This window comes from Natronohydrobacter thiooxidans (assembly GCF_001884735.1).
In the GTDB taxonomy this organism is placed as follows: domain Bacteria; phylum Pseudomonadota; class Alphaproteobacteria; order Rhodobacterales; family Rhodobacteraceae; genus Roseinatronobacter; species Roseinatronobacter thiooxidans_A.
The window spans coordinates 40717-57885 of the sequence record NZ_MJAP01000018.1; the positions used below are offsets into that span (position 1 = coordinate 40717).

Annotated in this window: 19 protein-coding genes and 1 tRNA gene; 4 read left to right on the forward strand and 16 right to left on the reverse strand. The window is 63.0% G+C overall.

Translation table 11 applies throughout. The features are described from left to right. Positions 1-100: 100 nt before the first annotated feature. The 5 genes from BG457_RS11215 to BG457_RS11235 all read right to left on the reverse strand — a co-directional run bounded on the left by BG457_RS11215 (position 101) and on the right by BG457_RS11235 (position 6210). Complete coding sequence (locus BG457_RS11215; RefSeq protein ID WP_071797243.1) at positions 101-475, reverse strand: MmoB/DmpM family protein; 375 nt, start codon at positions 473-475, stop codon at positions 101-103. A 22-nt stretch (positions 476-497) separates the two neighbouring features. Continuing rightward, positions 498-1559 (reverse strand): aromatic/alkene monooxygenase hydroxylase subunit beta, encoded by a 1062-nt coding sequence (locus BG457_RS11220; RefSeq protein WP_071797244.1) that lies wholly within the window; start codon positions 1557-1559, stop codon positions 498-500. Positions 1560-1607: 48 nt separating this feature from the next. After that, a complete protein-coding gene (locus BG457_RS11225; RefSeq protein ID WP_071797245.1) occupies positions 1608-2666 on the reverse strand; it encodes a 2Fe-2S iron-sulfur cluster-binding protein in 1059 nt (352 codons plus the stop codon). Between the two features lie 82 nt (positions 2667-2748). Next, positions 2749-4413, reverse strand: a complete 1665-nt coding sequence (locus BG457_RS11230; protein ID WP_071797246.1) for an aromatic/alkene/methane monooxygenase hydroxylase/oxygenase subunit alpha — start codon at positions 4411-4413, stop codon at positions 2749-2751. Between the two features lie 537 nt (positions 4414-4950). Beyond that, positions 4951-6210, reverse strand: coding sequence for an RNA polymerase factor sigma-54 (locus tag BG457_RS11235; protein WP_071797247.1), 1260 nt, complete (start codon positions 6208-6210; stop codon positions 4951-4953). An 83-nt stretch (positions 6211-6293) separates the two neighbouring features. On the opposite strand from BG457_RS11235, the gene BG457_RS11240 reads away from it, so the two are divergent. Further along, on the forward strand, positions 6294-7247 hold the full coding sequence (locus BG457_RS11240) for a hypothetical protein (RefSeq protein WP_071797248.1): 954 nt from the start codon (positions 6294-6296) through the stop codon (positions 7245-7247). Here the strand turns inward: BG457_RS11240 and BG457_RS11245 are convergent. The 3 genes from BG457_RS11245 to BG457_RS11255 are packed head-to-tail and all read right to left on the reverse strand — an operon-like array spanning position 7244 to position 8871. Beyond that, positions 7244-7423: a hypothetical protein gene (locus tag BG457_RS11245; RefSeq protein WP_071797249.1), complete on the reverse strand. Its 180-nt coding sequence runs from the start codon at positions 7421-7423 to the stop codon at positions 7244-7246. The two genes, BG457_RS11240 and BG457_RS11245, sit on opposite strands and share 4 nt — an antisense overlap. A 21-nt stretch (positions 7424-7444) precedes the next feature. Then, a complete protein-coding gene (locus tag BG457_RS11250) occupies positions 7445-8581 on the reverse strand; it encodes a WD40 repeat domain-containing protein (RefSeq protein ID WP_071797250.1) in 1137 nt (378 codons plus the stop codon). Beyond that, the gene (locus BG457_RS11255; protein ID WP_071797251.1) at positions 8578-8871 is read right to left on the reverse strand and encodes a hypothetical protein; all 294 of its coding nucleotides are present in this window, start codon (positions 8869-8871) and stop codon (positions 8578-8580) included. Before BG457_RS11255 ends, BG457_RS11250 begins: the two co-directional genes overlap by 4 nt. Before the next feature lie 50 nt (positions 8872-8921). Here BG457_RS11255 and BG457_RS11260 point away from each other — a divergent pair, with 50 nt between their 5' ends. Together BG457_RS11260 and BG457_RS11265 are read left to right on the forward strand one after the other, a co-directional pair. Next, positions 8922-9194: a hypothetical protein gene (locus BG457_RS11260; protein ID WP_071797252.1), complete on the forward strand. Its 273-nt coding sequence runs from the start codon at positions 8922-8924 to the stop codon at positions 9192-9194. Positions 9195-9528: 334 nt separating this feature from the next. Then, positions 9529-10374 carry a GNAT family N-acetyltransferase gene (locus tag BG457_RS11265; protein WP_139257706.1) on the forward strand — a complete coding sequence of 282 codons (846 nt, stop codon included), beginning with the start codon at positions 9529-9531 and terminating at the stop codon, positions 10372-10374. 6 nt (positions 10375-10380) lie between these two features. Here BG457_RS11265 and BG457_RS11270 read toward each other — a convergent pair whose 3' ends face one another. From BG457_RS11270 to carA, 5 genes are all read right to left on the reverse strand, one after another. Then, a complete protein-coding gene (locus BG457_RS11270; RefSeq protein ID WP_071797254.1) occupies positions 10381-10776 on the reverse strand; it encodes a VOC family protein in 396 nt (131 codons plus the stop codon). A gap of 113 nt (positions 10777-10889) precedes the next feature. After that, positions 10890-11174 (reverse strand): ribbon-helix-helix domain-containing protein, encoded by a 285-nt coding sequence (locus BG457_RS11275; protein WP_071797255.1) that lies wholly within the window; start codon positions 11172-11174, stop codon positions 10890-10892. A 168-nt stretch (positions 11175-11342) separates the two neighbouring features. Beyond that, positions 11343-11432 (reverse strand) — tRNA-Ser (locus BG457_RS11280). Between the two features lie 52 nt (positions 11433-11484). Then, a complete protein-coding gene (locus tag BG457_RS11285; protein ID WP_071797256.1) occupies positions 11485-12363 on the reverse strand; it encodes a LysR family transcriptional regulator in 879 nt (292 codons plus the stop codon). Between the two features lie 54 nt (positions 12364-12417). Further along, positions 12418-13575: a glutamine-hydrolyzing carbamoyl-phosphate synthase small subunit gene (carA, locus tag BG457_RS11290; RefSeq protein ID WP_071797257.1), complete on the reverse strand. Its 1158-nt coding sequence runs from the start codon at positions 13573-13575 to the stop codon at positions 12418-12420. Positions 13576-13705: 130 nt separating this feature from the next. Between carA and BG457_RS11295 the strand changes: the two genes are divergently transcribed. Then, positions 13706-14164: a GatB/YqeY domain-containing protein gene (locus BG457_RS11295; RefSeq protein ID WP_071797258.1), complete on the forward strand. Its 459-nt coding sequence runs from the start codon at positions 13706-13708 to the stop codon at positions 14162-14164. 380 nt (positions 14165-14544) lie between these two features. Here BG457_RS11295 and BG457_RS11300 read toward each other — a convergent pair whose 3' ends face one another. From BG457_RS11300 to BG457_RS11310, 3 genes are read right to left on the reverse strand one after another with little or no spacing between them, the layout of a single operon-like run. Next, the gene (locus tag BG457_RS11300) at positions 14545-14973 is read right to left on the reverse strand and encodes a bleomycin resistance protein (RefSeq protein WP_071797259.1); all 429 of its coding nucleotides are present in this window, start codon (positions 14971-14973) and stop codon (positions 14545-14547) included. Next, complete coding sequence (locus BG457_RS11305) at positions 14973-15965, reverse strand: glycoside hydrolase family 3 N-terminal domain-containing protein (RefSeq protein WP_071797260.1); 993 nt, start codon at positions 15963-15965, stop codon at positions 14973-14975. The genes BG457_RS11300 and BG457_RS11305 overlap by 1 nt, the downstream gene beginning before the upstream one ends. Further along, positions 15962-17134 carry an SPOR domain-containing protein gene (locus tag BG457_RS11310; protein WP_084657603.1) on the reverse strand — a complete coding sequence of 391 codons (1173 nt, stop codon included), beginning with the start codon at positions 17132-17134 and terminating at the stop codon, positions 15962-15964. The genes BG457_RS11305 and BG457_RS11310 overlap by 4 nt, the downstream gene beginning before the upstream one ends. Between the last annotated feature and the right edge of the window lie 35 nt (positions 17135-17169).

A 17169-nucleotide genomic window follows, 5' to 3' on the forward strand; every position in this document is an offset into this window, starting at 1 on the left:
TTGTCGGGAACGGGATCCGCGTCATGGCTGGCAGGACGGTTCCCATCTGGCCTGTGGGTGTGGCGGACGCGACATTCGCCGCGCCCGCGCTGACGGGTGATCAGATATATTCCATCACTTCGTTCATATCCCCGAAGAGGATGACGGTATTGTCATCGACCCGGACCATCCGGCCATAATGGGTCGACGTGTTCACCTCGAAGATCTCAGCCGTCATCTCGCGGCCAAGATATTCGGTGATCTCGTCCATCTTGAAGATCAGCTTGCCTTCGCCATCGATCCGGATGGTGGCCGGATTGTAGGTGATCGTCACTGACGGGTTGTTCTCTTCCATGAACTCGGCAATGGCCCGCGCCTCGACCGAGTCATTCATGGTGACACCGCATTGATGCGACACCTCGCGCGTGGTCATGTCGATGTCCTGCATCGACTTGAAGATGTTTTTGTTCGAAGCGTTGCGCGCTATGGTTGACATGAGTGTGTTCCTTGCTGGGTGATCAGTTGAGGCCAAGCTCGGCGAGGATCTGGGCCAGACGCTCGCGCGAGACTTCCTTCACATCCTGGAAGGAAACCGGCTTGGAATGCGGCTGCGACCAGACCGGCTGCAGGGCATTCGCGGCTTTCTCGGCAAGCGCACCATGCCTGGCGATCCAGGAGCGGAACAGCTTGCGGTTGTGATCCGCATGGGTCTCGTCATTGGCCAGCAGGTAGATCAGATCGACCGTATTCGCGAGATTGCGCTCGTAATCGGCCTCGGCGGCGGAAATCACCGGCGGCGTGATGAAGTCGTTATTGGCCGCCGCCGCCTGCATGAAGAAGCCCGAGCGGACCAGTTCTCCCACCAGCGGTTCAAAGACGATATTGATGGCGAAATACTGCTCCAGATAATCCTCGCAGCCCATGATCGTCTCGATCGCCTCGCGGGCCGGCTGCCAGATCGGATCTTCCAGCCAGGTCTGCTTGCCCAGTTCATCATTCCAGCCCTCGATATCCATGCCGATCTCGGCCAGATACAGCGTGATGTCCTGAGTCAGGCGCATCTTGTAGGAGGAATTGGTCAGCGTGGCATTGTTGATCATCTGCGTATAGCCGTAACGCTGCGCCTGCATGAGCGAGGTCGCCATGCCGAACTCGGCGTGTTTCCAGGCCCCCAGATGCTTTTGCAGGATCGTCAGCCAGGCCTTGTCAAAGGCTTTGTGCGCGCCAGCCTTGCGGGCATTCGAGATGACATTCTGCACCATTGTCTCGATCTTGGACTGGCGCTGGAAATGGGTGCGCTCCCATTCCTGATCCGGCGCGCGGAACGCGTGCCAGTTGCTCGACAGCGCTGCGGTATTGTCCTTCTGATAGGCCCCGCCGCCCTTGCCGCCCTCGAACTCGATGATCCAGTCCTGAATCAGGTAGCGTTCGGGATCGGGTTGCACGTCAACGGTGACATCCTCGTAATGCGTCGCCCGCTTGCCGCGCGGTTCGAAATAATTGTAGCGGCGGCTGGTCGAGCCGATGAAGGATGCGGCACCTGCGGCGCCGGAACCGACTGAACTTGATGTTGCTACCATGGTAGCCTCCCTTTGGTTGGTTTCACGTCACTAGCGTTCGGGCCGGTCTCAGTGGCCCGAAGAACCGGAAGTCGGCGTGAACTTGTCGAAAAAGATGTGGTCGCTGTCGAAGTCATGCATGAACAGCACCGGCGTCAGCGCGTCGATCATCGGCGGTGGGCCGCAGGCATAGACATCGCCTTCGCCGTCGATACCAAGCTCGCGCAGCCGACGGTCGACGACTTCATGCACGAAACCGCGCTCGCCGCTCCAGCTGGCATCATCATCGGCATGGCTGAGCACGGGCACATATTCCACCGCGGGATGGCCCGCAGTCAGGGCTGCGATCTCGTCAAGCTTGAACAGATCCGCCTGTGTCCTTGCGCCATAGAAGAAATAGACAGGGCGCGCCTCGCCGCTCTGGATATGATCGTTCAGGATCGACCAGACCGGGGACATGCCCGAACCGGCCCCGACCAGGATTACCGGTCCTTCCCGTCCTTCGCGTCGGAAGCACATTCCGTAGGGGCCTTCGACACTGACTTCGGCACCGGCCTTGATTCCTCCACCGTCAAGCTCGTTCGAGAATCGCCCGTCGGGATATTTCTTGATGATGAAGCCGAGTTTTTCGGCTTCGCTCGGCGGATTTGCCATGGAGAACGAACGTGTAATCTCCTCCCCCGTTTCCGTCCTGACCGTGATGTCGACATATTGGCCCGCCCAGAATTTGAGAGGTGTATCCAATTCGATCTGAACACTCCGAATGTCGTGGGTCAGCTTCTGGAAATCGACGATCTTGCCAGAGAATTTCCGGACAGGGATCGATTTGGAGAGCACTTCCTCATCGTAGTTCAGAAGTTCGATCTCGACATCGCTGTGAACAAGGGTCCGGCACATCAGGATATGCCCGCTGTCCTTTTCCATCTCATTCAGCGCGAAAGTCGAATAATTCAGCATCTCGGTCTCGCCATCGAGCTGGACGCATTTGCAGGCAGAGCATTGCCCTTCCTTGCAGCCATGCGGCAGTGCAATTCCCTGCCGGAATGCGGCATCGAGCACGGTTTCGCCTTCTTCGACCTCGAATTCGACGCCAACCGGCTCCAAACGGACGTTATAAACTTCCGTCATTCTTTCCTCCCTGAAGAACGGCACACGCCTGTTGCATGTCCGCAGGTCCGGAAGCCGCCTGCGCGGCTCCCGGTTCTTGGTTTCAGTTGCAGGGGTTGATCGTGAAGCCCTTGCGGTACTCCGCGACATGGGCGTTGCGTTCGTCATCCGACATCGCACGCAGCATGTTGAGCGGCGAGCGCAGCGTATGACCGCGCACATGCTCAAGCTTCCACATGTCCTTGTTGTCGAAGCGCAGATGCGGCTGGGCCACCAGAGTCTGCCCGTCTTCACGCACGAAGTTCAGATCGACGATGGCATCGGCCAGATCCCAGCCATCATAGACGGTTTCCCATTCCCGCTTGCCCGAGAACTTGCCCATCGCCGGCGTCGGCCGCCCCTGATATTCGTCCGAGAAGGCTTCGACAGCGGTCCAGCGGTCCAGCTCATGGGCGAATGTGTGCCATTGACCGTCGATCTGGTCGATCACCATATCCTCGCGGATGAGGCAGGGCACGAGGCACGACCAGCAGCGATGCGGATAGACATAGCCCGTGTCCTGATTGAAGGTGACGACCGTCTCGCCGGGTTTCGACAGTTTGGCATACCATTTCCAGAATTCGCCGAACTCGGCATACCAGCCCGGATATTTGTGCTCGAACCACTCGAAATCCTTGTCGGTCTGGGCTTCGATCCGCCAGAAGTTCACCGGCCAGCCGACCGCGAAGAACTGGGCGACCTTGTGGACATAATTGCGCTCGGTGATGCGCTTCCAGGCTTCCTGGACATCGTCGTGATGGATCTTCACGCCGTATTTTTCGAGCGGCAGCATATAGGTGCGGTAGTAATCCTCGAAGATCCAGCGATGCCACATCTCCGCATAGGATTCCTTTTCCTTGTCGCGGTTGGTGGTGCCGTATTCGATGAATGTCCCGATCGCGGCATCAACGATGGCGTGGTTCTGCCAGAACGCATAGCGCAGATCGCGCTCCAGCAGCAGATGGTTTTCCGGCTCTTTCAGCGCCGCCATCAGCAGCGAATGGCCGTTGCCGATATGGCGGCTTTCATCCGACTGCACCGACAGGAAGACGGTGGGCAGCGCGTAATCGCCATTGCGGGCGGCTTCCGACGGCATGGCCACGAAAAGCGTGTTGGTGAAGGCGGTTTCGGCAACAACGGTCAGATACATGCAGGCGGCGGTCATGGTGTCGCCGGTGATGAACCCTTCGCCGAACTGGCGGCCGATGGTCGTCGCATAGCATTTGCCGAAAGCTTCTTCGGTAATGTCGAAACCGGCGGGGTCGATATAGTTTTCCATATACCACTTCTTCAGGTTCATCTGAATCGTGGAGTGGCGGAATTCATCGACCATCTGCATGGTGAACCCTGTGCGCAGATCCTCGCCGGGGGCCAGCCGGGCCACCATGGCCATCGAGCGCGCGGCCGAAATCTCGGGGAAGGGAATGATCGCCAGAAACAGCTTCATCCATTCGATCCAGCGCGGCTCCACATTGCGGAACATGTCGCCGCGCAGCGCGGCATCCAGCGCCCCATAGACCCGGTTGTCCTTTTCCTCTTCCATCGGAAAGTAGGAGCGCAGCACCTGCTTCATCGGGTCGCGCGGGGCCTTGGTGATCTTGTAATCTGTCGGGAAGGTCGCAGCTTCCTGAACATAGGATGGATTCCAGCCGAGATCCGCGATTTTCTTGGTCGCCTCCCCGACCGAGATACCACGCTGTGACGTGATCTTGTTAAGCGTCAAAGTCATGCCATGAGCCTCCTTAAAGCTCTGAGACCGATCAAACGGTCGCGTTTGGCGGCTTTCGCCGTTTCATGTCATGCGATCAGGCAAGGCGCCGGATCGCACGGTCTCTCGGCAAAGGTGGTGAAAGTTGAGCTGCCCTGCCGCGATCCGGCAGCACGCGCTGCCGATGCGTTCAGTGTCTCTCCTCCCGTCCTTCGTTCTTCTTCGGTCAACAGATCGGTTGATCGCGTGTTATGTCTTTCTTTATGCAAAGCCGGTTCCAAAGAGACCGATTCAGGGCGGAATGCAGAGGGCGCGCCGCTAACCATCCGTTAATAATATATATTTTTTGATGATTTTTTTGGCTTTCTCTTGCCCGCCCCGGCGGCGTTCCGGCCAGAACAGCGTAGTGATACATTTCGTTACACCGGGTGTAACGCGGCAGGCGTTCATTACGTTACATTTGAAATACATCTATTCCGCGCGCCGGTTCCGCCCCGCGCCGCCATCGGTCAGGGCTGCCGGGGGCATGATCCAGCCGGACCATCTGCTCTGATGAAATCAGCTCTGCCGACGCCGCTCTGCTGCGCCCGAGAACCCGAGTTCCTGACGATACCGGGCAACGACACGGCGCGACACGGAAAGCCCCTCAGCCCTCAGCAGGTCCGAGAGCCTCTGGTCGGACATCGGAGAGCGCGCGTTTTCATGCGCGAGGGCCTTGCGCAGTCGCGCCATGACCCGAGGCTTGGACGGCCCATCCGCGCAGGCCTGTGCGGCAGCATGGGGACACAGTTCTCTGGCGGATATGATGCCGCTCGGCCCCTCGACCAGCAGACCGTTCAGAACCCGGCTGACGGTGCTGAGGTGAAAGCCGGTTTTCTCGGCGATGGCCGATAGCGACAGCGGCAGCAGGGCCTGTGCGCCATCGCGGAAAAAATCGCCCTGCACCGCCAGCACCACCTGCATGATCTGCTGCAGCGCGTTGTGGCGCAAATCAACCGCCTGTTTGATCGCACGCGCCTGCGCAAGCGCCTGCCGCATCTCTGGCGAGATCCTCTCAGCCGCCCCGGCGTGACGCGATATCCGCGTCTCCAGCGAGGATCTCAGAACGGCAACCCATCCGCTGCCCTGCTTCTCTACCCGCACATCGGGTTCGCGCATCAGGGTCGGATCCGTCGAGAACCGGCTGCCGGGTTTGGGATCCAGCCTGCGCAGCCGGGCAAGCTGGCGCGAGACGGTTTCCGGCGTCAACCCCGTCGTACTGGCAAGCGCCCCGGGGCCACCGCGCTGCAGCAGACCCAGATTGCCGAGAACGCATCGCATCTCCTCATCCAGATGCCCCTGATCCTCAAGCTGCAACTGCAGGCAGTCGCGCAGGTCACGGGCGAAAAGCCCGGCAGGGGAGACCCGGCGCTGGACCAATCGGAGCCCGTTCTCGACAAGGTGCGGCTCCAGCCCGAGTTGTCGGGCAATCTCATCCACCGGACAGCCCAGCCAGCCGGTCGGCTCCAGCGCTTCGATCAGGGCCATGACCAGCCGCTCCATGGGGCCGCCATGCGCGATCAGACCGGCGAGTTCGCGCAGGACATGCTCATAGAGCCCCGAGGGTTCAGCGGCCATGCCGGTATCGGGAAGATCCTGCGCATTGCCCGCGCGCGGGGCCATTCCGCTGCGCCGACGGACCACAAGAAACGGATTGTCCCGCGCGGTCTGCAACAAGTGCTCATCCAGTTGCTCCCCCGACATCTGCAGGACCGTTGTCACCTGCCCCAGCCGGAAAACCTGCGACTGCCGCAGAGTCAGACGGGTCGAGAGACTCATGCGGCGGCCTCCGACAATATCGCTGGCAAGGTTCCGATCACCTGGGCTAGCATCGGTCCCGGATCGCAAGGATGTCTGACGCCATGACCGAAACCCTTCCCCCCGGCAGTGTCACCCCGCTCTGTAGCGGCCCGCCGGAACTGTCCTATCCGGGGCTTTCGCCGCAGCTTCTGGCGCGGGTCAAACAATTGTGGTCGGCGCGTGGACTGGATTTCGACCCGTGCTGGCGGGCGGGAATACGCAGCCTGCCCGGCTTTCACCCGGTGCCCCGTTTCGACAGTTCGACCAACAGCGCCGCCGTCGATCTGGTCTTTCTCTTCGATCAGGCCATGTTGTGGATACGCGCCATGCATGCCGCCACGGCCACCGGACACGCACACGGCGTCGCGGGACTGACCCCGGATCAATGGCACGGGCTTGCCGGGATCACCGCCCGGCTGACCGAGCAGCTCTCGGCGCTGCGCCTGCTGGCCCTGACCGGGCTTCCGATGCCCGCCATGCAGATTGCCCGCGCCATTTCCGAAGACGTGGACATGGCGCTGGTCCTGCTGATCCGGCCGAAACTCGCACAGCGATTCGCGCTCTGCCGCAGCGCCGAGGACACCAATGACTTCTGGCGCCGTCACATCGCGGGCGGGCGGGCCTTCAAGGCGATTGCGGAAAAACTCTATGGCGTCGGCATCGACCATTCCGCCGATACGGACTACGCCAAATGGCGCAGATCGGTGCTGACGACCCTCAGCACAGCCGTTCACAGCAACATTCTGAGTGCCGCCGATACCGGGCACAGCCCGAACAAGGCCCTGCTGAACGATGACAGCATCTATTTCGCAACTTATCGTGTCCATGAGCTTTGCGCCTATGCACAGCTTGTCACGCCTGATCTGACCGATTGGCAGCGCCGGACCGGCGAACTGGCGCCCGACAGCTTCGCACCGCTGGCGGCACCACTCAGCGCCATTCTCATCAACCAGATCCAGAGCCTGAGCAGCCCCGTCTCGCCCCGGATCCGCAGCGCGCAGGCACCGCGCCATTAATGCATGGCATCTTCGTGCTTGCCGAGCCGGCCCTGCGCGATCCATTGCGCGGCAAGGATCAGGGCGCCGGTGGCGAAATCCTTGCCATGATCCTCGATCATGGCTTCGGCGGTTTTCGCCAGTTCCTGAAAATAGCGGTCCTTGCTCTGTTCTTCGGTATTCAGTGCCTGAGTCATCGTCTTCGCTCCGTTGCTGGATTATTTGAACATTGTCTTGGGGAATGTCGCTATCGACGCAGCACCTGCAGCAGTTCCGATCGCCAGATGCGCGCCATCGGGCGACCAGGCGAGAGCTGTCACAGCGTCGCCCCGCCCTTCGCGCAGCATCATTTCCTCGCGCCTGCCGATCTGACAGATCGTGACCAGCCCGTTGGCGTATCCCACCGCACAGAGATCGCGCAGCGGATGCACGGCCACCGTCTCGACCAGCGTTAGACCCGGCTTTCCCGTCTCGACAGAGACGCCCTCATGCGGGCCGAAGGGCAGATCCGGCAAGTGCCATCCGACCACACGAAACGCCCCCGACGCGATCATCGCATTCGCCTTGCTGCTGAAAGCCACAGCCGTGACCGGCGCCGGAAAATCAACGATCCGGTCCACCTGCCCTTTTGCGACATCCACCAACAGCAGGGCCTTGTCAGCGCAGCCGCCCACGATCCAGCGCCCCTCCGGCGACCATCTCAGACGGATCACCCGCCCCTCAGCCGCGATCCGCGCCAGACAGGCCAGATCCGCCGTGTTCAGCACCGTCAACTGCCCCTCCCCCCAGCAGGCAATCCGTTGCGCATCGGCGGAGACGGCGATCCGGGTAACAGCATGTTCCAACCCGGTCGAAACCAGCGTGATCCCGGTCTCGGGCGACATGATGTCCATCCGCGCCCCGCGCGCGACCACAAGCCCCCGCTTGTCAGGCAGCGCTGACAGTGCGGTGACACGCCCCTCCCCGGCCCGCGCGATGCGCAGAACCTGCCCCCGCGCGGTCGCACGCCAGATTTCCGCACCATCATGATGCACGAAGGCGAAACCCTGTTGCGCCACAGGGCAGAGACCGGTGGCGACAGCCGCCACAGGCTCTTGCGAGCGCGCCGGCAATGGCAACGGTTTTTCACGCGGACGGATCGTCATCCGCCCGGTTTCCAGCTCGCTGCGCATCCGCGTCTCGGGGCCTTCGGCATCTGCCACCTGCAGGAAAGCCAGCGCCCCATCTGCCAGCGTGACCGCAACTGTCGAGCCAACCACATTGAACCGCAGATCCCGGATCTCAGTCCCCAGATCCCATGTTCTGGCCAGCAGGTCGAAGAGCGACAGGGCGTGTGGCGGGATATGCTGGGTCATGTGTCATCTCTTTCAGTGAGGGCTGCGAGATCGTGATCCACGTCAGCCAGTTCGGTTTCCAGAGCCTCTATCCGGGTCATGCAGGCCGCCAGCGCCTCGGCATTCGCCACGCGCTCCGCCGCACCGGCACCGAGTTCCGTGCCGTCCTCGTCATGCTTCTGATCCAGAACAAGAAGGCCGCTGGCGATCTGGTTCAGCCGAAGATGCTCGCAATTGGCATCCGCAATGGCCTGCACCAGCGAAATCCGCCGCGTCATGATCATCTGGATCTTGTGGTTGCGATCTGTCATGGAATCGCGCCAACATCTGCAGCAGCGACCAGAACGGAGATATGCACCCGATGACCGATCCCGTCGATCTGCGTTTTTTCACCAGTTTGCAGAAGGTGCTGGCGCGTACTGACACTGTGGACACGGCCTGCCGCGATGCGGTCGAGCGCGCGCTCGCAACCGGCATGCCGGAGGATCTGCGCATCGCACGCGAGAGGGTTCACGCCCTGCCGACCGAGTTTCGCGAACGTGTTCTGGCGCAGGTTCACGCCGCCATGGCCAGCGATCTTTCTGCAATCTGGGACATGATGCCGACGAGATCCGGCGCGGGACGACCGAACTAGGTCGGTTTCCCCCGCCGCGGATCGTGCGGGGACAATGCGGGCCATCATCGGCGTCTCCTCCCATGAGCTTCCGATCTGTCGAGTGCCAGACAGCCTATCCGAACTCTGCCCCCGTGCAATTGAAACCGCGCGATCCGCGCCCGCAGACAGCCAAAAAAGATGCATCTGTAATATATCGTTACACCTTGCCCCGACAAATCGTAACACTTTGTTCCAGATAGATTTTTCACGCATTGCCGAATAGACTGAATTACAGTGAAACCGATTCGCTCGGGTGATTCGGGGCAGCACGGCCCCCGTCAGACCCGGCCGGAAGCGACATGAGGCCGCCCGCTTGAACTGCTTTCCCGAGATGATCGCGGCAGATGGTGTCCTGCTGCGCCCCGCAGAACAGGGCGACCTCGCGGTGATCGCCGCGCATCTGAATCTGCCGGGTATCGCGCGCTGGATGGCGGCTGTCAGACACCCGTTTACCGATGCCGATGCGGCAGAGATCCTTGCCCTCGCCCATGATCCGTCGCAATGCCTCCGGGTGCTGGAGCTGGGTGGCACCATGGTCGGCTGTCTCCGGCTTTCACCGGATATCTGGTTCTGGCTCGCCCCCTCTGCACAGGGTCAGGGGCTGATGTCGCGCGCCCTCCGGGCAGCACTCACCGCCTATTTCAACCGTCCCGCCCCGCCCCTCTTTGCCACCTGCCGCGATGACAATCTTGCCGCGCTCTCCCTGCTGTCCCGTCTCGGATTCTCGAAAATGCCGAAGCGCAAGAGACTGTTCTTTCAGCATGAAGGCCGCGCCCTGAAGTGTCTTGAACACGTTCTCTGCGCCGAGCAATGGCTGCAGCTTCACCCGCCGCGACTGACCTGCGGCTCGCTTGCGCTGCGGCCAGCCGTGCAAAAGGACGCCCCGGCCCTGGCCCAGATGCTGCCAAGCCTCGGAACCGAAGGCGGCAGCCCCTGGCCGCACCCGGAAACGATACGCGATTTCATTGAACGCCATCGCTGCCGCATCCGGGGCAGAGGATTGTTTACCATCGAGGACGACAATCGCTGCGTCATCGGGATGGCATTGCTGGGCGAAACGCCCGACAGGACAAATCTGCGCTTCATGACCGCAGAAGCCTCGGCCCGGCATTCGGAAAATGTCACCAAGCTCCTGCGGGATGACCTGTCAGGGGCATGACCGGCGCTACTGGAAGCGCCCACCGCGTTCGAGAACTTCGATCTGATATCCATCCGGATCGGCCACGAAGAAGAACCGGGCGATGACCTCTCCGGCAGGTGCGAAATCGACCAGCTTGCGCGGCGCCAGCCCCTCGGCCTCGAACCGTGCATGTTCTGCAGCGGCATCCGGGACAGAAACGGCAAGATGGCCATAGCCATCGCCCGGTTGATAGGGCTCTGTCCGCCCCTTGTTGACCGTCAGTTCCAACTCGAACCCGGTCTCGGAATTGCTGAGATAGATCAGTGTGAACTCCGGAAAATCCAGCCTGTCGGCAATCTCCAGCCCGAAAGCCTTGCTGTAGAACGCAACCGAGCGATCTTCCTCCAGCACCCGGATCATGCTGTGGATCATTTTTGCCATTGTACGCACCTTCCCTTGTCATGGTCCCGACAAATGTCGCCGCAACGGCAACGCGATGGGTAGTATTGATCTACTACCAACTCGCCTCAGCCAGACAGGCCCGGCGGTTCGGGTCACGCCGATACCGGCGCCATCGCCTGCTTGCGGTCCAGATACACAAGACAGGTACAGCGCAACAGCGAGCTGAAATTCACAGGTTCGCCGTGTAACTGCACCACTTCATCCTGCAGCTTTGAGATAAACGCCGATGTCGAAAACCCTTCGGATTGTGCGAGATCGTCCAGTATCTCCCAGAACAGGTTTTCCAGTCGGATGCTGGTGCTTTGCCGGTTGATGCGCATCCGGCGCGTTGTCGCAGCATAGCGATGCGGATCCTGACCGGCATAGATCTGGCACATGATTTCCTCCTCCCGAAAAGCGACTGTGATCCACAAGGCAAACAATCGATCCCCGACAGAAAGTATCGGGCAATGACGGTCCCAAAACCGGTCCCAGCGACGGTCCTGTGAAAAGAGGCGACCGCACAAGCCCTTGAAATGAAACAGGCTTACGGCACCAGAATAAAATGGCGGAGACGATGGGATTCGAACCCACGAGACCCTTCCGGGCCTACTCCCTTAGCAGGGGAGCGCCTTCGACCACTCGGCCACGTCTCCGCTGACCCGTCTAATGTCCCTTCCCCGCAGCCGCAAGCGGAAAAGCCACCCCTCAGCGCGCGAATTCGCGCGCGAGATGCGCGCGCAGCAGTTTCAGGCAGGCCTGCACCTTGGGACTGCGATGCAGATCGACATGGGTGACCAGCCAGAGCGCTGCCTCCCACTCGGTCCGGCTGTCCATCACGCGGATCAGCCCCTCCCCCTCGCCCTGCCCCTGCGGCAGAAAGCCAAGCCCCAGCCCCTGCCGGATCGCGGCCAGCCGCGTCGCCTGATCGTTGCTGGAAAAGGCGATCCGCGCCGCCCTGGCTTTCAGCCAGCCAGCGAAGGGCGGGCGCCCCGCGCCCTCACCGATGCTGATGAAGCGATGCGCGGCCAGAGCGGCGTCATCTTCGGGCCGTCCATGCGCCTCCAGATATGCCGCGCTGGCATAGAGCGCGACCGGCAGACGCCCCAGCGACTGCACCACATTATCCGCCTCCTGCGGCTCGTTGCCTGCGCGTAGCGCCACATGCGCCTCGCCATATTCCAGCCGCAACACACGCTCTTCCGTGCGCAGGCAAGGGCTGAGTTTGGGATAGCGCGCCAGCATTTCCGCCAGCACCGGCACCAGCATGAGGCTCAGTTCCGGGATCGTCGTCAGCACCAGCGGCCCGGCAATCCCTTCCTGCAAATCCTGCAGCTGCGCCGCCAGCTTCTCGAAACGCTGCTCGGTCTCGGCGGCGGTCTCGAACAGCGCGCGCCCCGCTTCGGTGGGGGTATAGCCCTTGGGGTGGCGCTGGAACAGCTTGACCGCGATCCGCTCTTCCAGCGCGTCGATATGGCGGATGACCGTCGCGTGATGGACCCCAAGCGAGGCCGCAGCCCCGCTCACTGTGCCCGCGCGCGCGACATGCAGCGCCGTGCGCACCTCATCCCAAGGTTCCAGACCCATCCCCTGCCCCTTCTGCGGCTTTGGCCCGCAGTCTAGGCGCAGGCAGGCCCGGCCTCAACCCGCCTTGCGCGCCGCCATATGCGCAGCAAAGCGCTCGAACAGATAGAAACTGTCCTGCGGGCCGGGGCTGGCCTCGGGGTGATGCTGGACCGAGAAAACCGGCTTGTCCTGCACCCGGATGCCGCAATTCGACCCGTCAAACAGCGAAGTATGCGTCTCGACCACGCCTTCGGGCAGGGTCTGGCTGTCCACGGCAAAGCCATGGTTCATCGAGGTGATCTCGACCTTGCCGGTGTCATGATCCTTCACCGGGTGATTCGCGCCGTGATGGCCGTGATTCATCTTCACCGTGCGCGCGCCCAGCGCCAGCGCCAGCATCTGATGGCCCAGACAGATGCCGAAAACCGGCAGATCGGCCTTCAGCACTTCGCGGATCATCGGCACCGCATAGTCGCCCGTCGCCGCCGGATCGCCGGGACCGTTCGACAGGAACACCCCGTCAGGGTTCAGCGCCAGCACATCCTCGGCCGTCGCGGTCGCGGGCAGCACCGTCACATCACACCCCGCCGAGGCCAGACACCGCAGGATATTGCGCTTCGCGCCGTAATCGATCGCGACAACCCTATGCACCGGCGCGGTCTGCGGCTTGTAGCCCTCGGGCCAGGCCCAGCGCATCTCATCCCAGCGATAGCTCTGCGCGCAGGTCACATCGCGCGCCAGATCCAGCCCCACCAGCCCTTTCCAGGCCCGTGCCTTGGCGACCAGCGCCTCGATATCGAACTTTCCTTCCGGGTCATGGGCCAGTGCCACATGCGGCGCGCCCTGCTGGCGGATGGCGCGGGTCAGGCGGCGGGTATCGACACCGCCGATGCAGATCCGGCCCTTCTTCTCCAGCCAGCTCACCAGATCGCCCGTCGCGCGCCAGTTCGAGGGCACGGTCGGATCCCATTTCACCACCATCCCCGCTGCGACCGGCTCTGCGGTCTCGTCATCTTCCGGCGTGACCCCGACATTGCCGATATGCGGGAAGGTGAAGGTCACGATCTGCCCGGCATAGGACGGATCGGTCATGATCTCCTGATAACCGGTCATGGCGGTGTTGAAACACAGCTCCGCCACCGTCTCGCCCCTGGCCCCGAAGCCGCGTCCGTAGAAGATCGTCCCATCCGCAAGCGCAAGGCAGGCTGTGGGTTTGGTGCTCTGGGAAGACATGGGGCTGGCTCCGTCTGATCGGATTTTGCGCGTTCCTAAGGGGCGGGGCGGGAAGAATCAAGCCGCGCCTTGCCCTTGCTGCCACTCTGCCCCTCAGATACTGTCTGCGGATCACTCAAAGGAGCCCCCCATGTCCCTGCGCGACCGGATTTCCAGCGAACTCAAGGCCGCGATGAAGGCCAAAGAGGCCACGAAACTTGCCACTTTGCGCCTGATCAATGCCGCGATCAAGGATCGCGAGATTGCCGCGCGCGGCGAGGGCGGGCCCACCGAACTGACGGATGCCGATCTCGTGGCGGTGCTGACGCGCATGGTCAAGCAGCGCCGCGATTCGGCCCGCGCCTATGAAGAGGCCGCGCGGCTCGATCTGGCCGAAAAGGAACTCGCCGAGATCGAGGTGATCGAAAGCTTCCTGCCGCGCCAGTTGGATGCCGAGGAAATGGCGCAGGCGGTGGATGCCGCGATCAAGGAGTTGGGCGCAAGCTCGGTGCGCGACATAGGCCGCGTCATGGGCGCGCTCAAGACCCGCTATGCGGGCCAGATGGATTTCGGCAAGGCGGGCGCGCTGGTCAAGGCGCGGCTGGCCTGAGGGGGGCGCTATCCGGCCCCCGCCCCGATAATGCCCGCCCGCGCGAAAGCGCGGGCAGCGCCCGCGAATGGCATGGGCGGGCGGGAGGGCCATGAGCGGGCGCTTTTTCGGCGAAAACAAAGCGCCGCGCCAGATGACCCGAAATCCCGCATCCATTGAAGCCCCCGCGCAGCGCCCGACCGCGGGTGGGCGCTCCCACAGTGAAAGCGGGCAGTTTATGCTGCGGCATATTCCAGCGGTTATGAAATGCCTGACAGCGAGAAGCGCCCGCCGTCGTGCCGTAGGCACGCCTCCGGCGTGACGGGGCGGTCGGGCGCTGCGCGGCGGCCTGCGGCCTTGATTCCGCGCTGGGACGTCGCTGCGCGGGACGGCGCAGCCAGTCAGCCAGTCGTCGCCCGGTGCTCCCCCAGATCCTGATAGAAGCGAAGCAGATACCCATCCGGGTCAGCCACCACGAATTGCCTGTGCCCCACCTCTGCTTCGCCGACCCGATACCACCGATCCTCGGTCGGCAGATACAACGGATAGCGCGCCGCTTCGAGACCCGCCAGCAGCGGCTCAAGGCATGCCACCCTGATCTGGACATTCAGACCCTTTCCAAAAGGATAGCGCTCCGGCAGATGCCCGTCATCGAAGCTGCGCCCCGCGCCGATCTGGTCGAGCATCAGCTCCGCCCCGTCCCGAGACAGAAAGCAGAACCCCTCTTCCGGGCGCTCATAGACGCAGCTAAAGCCAAGTATCTCGCAATAGAATCGCTTCGACCGGCGCCAATCCGTCACGGCGAATTCAGGAACAAGCGCGTTTGCCATCACCCCATCGCTTCCGCAAAAGCCGCCTCCAAAGCCTCTGCCCCGCCCGCTTCCGGGGCCGCGCGCATCGCCAGCGCCCGCTCCGACCGCGCCAGCCCTTCGCCCGAGAGCAGCGGGCAGACCCCGGCCAAAGCCTGCATCTCGGCCAGATCGCCATTGCAATGCAGCACCAGATCGCAGCCCGCCGCCAGCGCCGCTTCCGCCCGCGCGGCAACCGGCCCCTGCAAGGCCTGCATCGAGATATCATCGGTCATCAACAGACCTTGAAACCCGATTTCCTCGCGGATCAGCCCGATCATGCGCGGCGATTGCGTCGCAGGCGCCTCCGGGTCGATATCGCGGAACACCAGATGCGCGGTCATCCCCAGCGGCAGATCCGCCAGCGCCCTGAATGCTGCGAAATCAGTGCCTTGCAGCTCACTCTTCACAGCGTCAATCACCGGCAGGTCCAGATGGCTGTCCAGCGTCGCGCGCCCATGCCCCGGAATATGCTTCAGGACCGGCAGCACGCCGCCGCGCAGCAGGCCATCCGCCATTGCGCGCGCATGGGCCACAACATCCCCCACCGACCGCCCGTAGCAACGGTTCTGCAAGATCGCATGCGTGTCGCCCTGCGCGATATCCGCAAGCGGCGCGCAATTCACATCAATCCCCACCGCGCGCAATTCGCGCGCGATCATCCGCCCGCGCAATTCCATCGCCAGTGCCGGATCGCGCGCCCTCTCGCATTGCTCCAGCGCAGGCATCCAGTCGCGCCAATGCGGCGCGCGCATCCGCGCCACACGCCCGCCTTCCTGATCGATCAGCACCGGCATATCCCGCCCGACAGCAGTGCGCAGATCATCCGTCAGCCGCCGGACCTGATCGGGGCTCTCGATATTGCGCGCGAACAGGATCGCCCCCCAGGGCTGGCTCTCTGCGAAAAACGCGGCCTCGGACCGGCCAAGCGACAGTCCCGCACAGCCAAAAATCACCGCACGGGCAGAACTCATCGGATCAGGACCGGGATACAATCAATCTGCTGGTCCACCAGCGCCGCACAGAAGCGCCGCGCATCGCGCTCATCCGAGAACCCATGCGCGCGCAGCCGGTAAAACACCGACCCGCCGCTATGCGCCGCTTCGATCACGCGACCCCGGTCATCGAGCAAGGGCGAGAAGCGGCTGGAGAGCGCATCCCAGGCCGCCCGCGCCGCCGCCGCATCATCATAGGCCCCAAGCTGCACCAGCCGCGTCCCCGGCCCGATCGTCGCCGGATCAATATCGACCTCACGCACCTTGCTCAGCCCGACCGCCACCGAATTGGCAACCGATGCGGCCAGAGCATCCGCCAGCGGCGCGGGATCGCTGGCATCCGGCGCAGGCGCGGCCACGCGCGACGCACTGGCCGCCGCCTGTGCCCCATTGCGCGCAGGCGGGCGCGGCGAAACCGTCACCGCCCGCCGCGTCGGTGAATTGATCCCCAGCGCAGAGCCACCGCCCGCGCTGCCCGTCTCCGACGTCGTCACCTCCTGCTGCAAGGCAACCGGGATGGGCTGTTCCTCGAATTCGGCGCTGTGCTGGGGCTGGCTCGCAGGCGGGCTCGCGCGCTGCAGATCCTCGCCCGTCAGATCCAGCGGCGGCGGGGCCAGCACGATCTGCTCGCGCGGGGCCTCTTCGCGCGCGGCGGCCAGTTCATTCACCGACAGCCCCTGATGCGCCGTCTGCCGCCCGCCGGGATTGTCGGGCGAGACCCGCAGCGGCCCTTCCAGCGCACGCACCACCGGCACCCCGGCCACGTCGCGCTTCATGATCTGCCACATCCAGCCGCCCGCGCCAAGGATCAGCGCAACCGACAAGACCGCCCCCAGCCCATGCATGACCGTACTGGTCTGGCGCGCGCGACCGGGCGCAACGGCAGGCTGGGGCTGCGCCGGATATTGGGGCTGGTATTGCGGCTGGGACTGATACTGAGGCTGGGCATAGGCAGGATAGGATTGCGGCACCGGGGCATAGCCCGAAGCAGAGCCCGCCGGATCCCAGCCCGGATAGGCCCCGGCCTGAGCGGCGGGATGCGCGGCACTCAGAACCGGTTCAGCATGGCGCGCATAGATCGCCCTGTCGTGAAATCCGGGCGCATGTCCCTGCCTGTAACCTGCGGTAAAATCTCTACTCTCACCCATACCTGCCTCATGCACAGCCCAAAGGGGTGCCCCCG

Bases quoted from the DNA above. Each gene is read 5' to 3' on its own strand.
- BG457_RS11215 (WP_071797243.1), bottom strand. From the start codon at position 475: ATGTCAACCATAGCGCGCAACGCTTCGAACAAAAACATCTTCAAGTCG.
- carA (WP_071797257.1), bottom strand. From the start codon at position 13,575: ATGTCTTCCCAGAGCACCAAACCCACAGCCTGCCTTGCGCTTGCGGAT.
- BG457_RS11275 (WP_071797255.1), bottom strand. From the start codon at position 11,174: ATGTGCCAGATCTATGCCGGTCAGGATCCGCATCGCTATGCTGCGACA.
- BG457_RS11295 (WP_071797258.1), top strand. From the start codon at position 13,706: ATGTCCCTGCGCGACCGGATTTCCAGCGAACTCAAGGCCGCGATGAAG.
- BG457_RS11300 (WP_071797259.1), bottom strand. From the start codon at position 14,973: ATGGCAAACGCGCTTGTTCCTGAATTCGCCGTGACGGATTGGCGCCGG.
- BG457_RS11220 (WP_071797244.1), bottom strand. From the start codon at position 1,559: ATGGTAGCAACATCAAGTTCAGTCGGTTCCGGCGCCGCAGGTGCCGCA.
- BG457_RS11270 (WP_071797254.1), bottom strand. From the start codon at position 10,776: ATGGCAAAAATGATCCACAGCATGATCCGGGTGCTGGAGGAAGATCGC.
- BG457_RS11240 (WP_071797248.1), top strand. From the start codon at position 6,294: ATGACCGAAACCCTTCCCCCCGGCAGTGTCACCCCGCTCTGTAGCGGC.
- BG457_RS11245 (WP_071797249.1), bottom strand. From the start codon at position 7,423: ATGACTCAGGCACTGAATACCGAAGAACAGAGCAAGGACCGCTATTTT.
- BG457_RS11225 (WP_071797245.1), bottom strand. From the start codon at position 2,666: ATGACGGAAGTTTATAACGTCCGTTTGGAGCCGGTTGGCGTCGAATTC.
- BG457_RS11235 (WP_071797247.1), bottom strand. From the start codon at position 6,210: ATGAGTCTCTCGACCCGTCTGACTCTGCGGCAGTCGCAGGTTTTCCGG.
- BG457_RS11260 (WP_071797252.1), top strand. From the start codon at position 8,922: ATGACCGATCCCGTCGATCTGCGTTTTTTCACCAGTTTGCAGAAGGTG.
- BG457_RS11305 (WP_071797260.1), bottom strand. From the start codon at position 15,965: ATGAGTTCTGCCCGTGCGGTGATTTTTGGCTGTGCGGGACTGTCGCTT.
- BG457_RS11250 (WP_071797250.1), bottom strand. From the start codon at position 8,581: ATGACCCAGCATATCCCGCCACACGCCCTGTCGCTCTTCGACCTGCTG.
- BG457_RS11255 (WP_071797251.1), bottom strand. From the start codon at position 8,871: ATGACAGATCGCAACCACAAGATCCAGATGATCATGACGCGGCGGATT.
- BG457_RS11285 (WP_071797256.1), bottom strand. From the start codon at position 12,363: ATGGGTCTGGAACCTTGGGATGAGGTGCGCACGGCGCTGCATGTCGCG.
- BG457_RS11310 (WP_084657603.1), bottom strand. From the start codon at position 17,134: ATGGGTGAGAGTAGAGATTTTACCGCAGGTTACAGGCAGGGACATGCG.
- BG457_RS11230 (WP_071797246.1), bottom strand. From the start codon at position 4,413: ATGACTTTGACGCTTAACAAGATCACGTCACAGCGTGGTATCTCGGTC.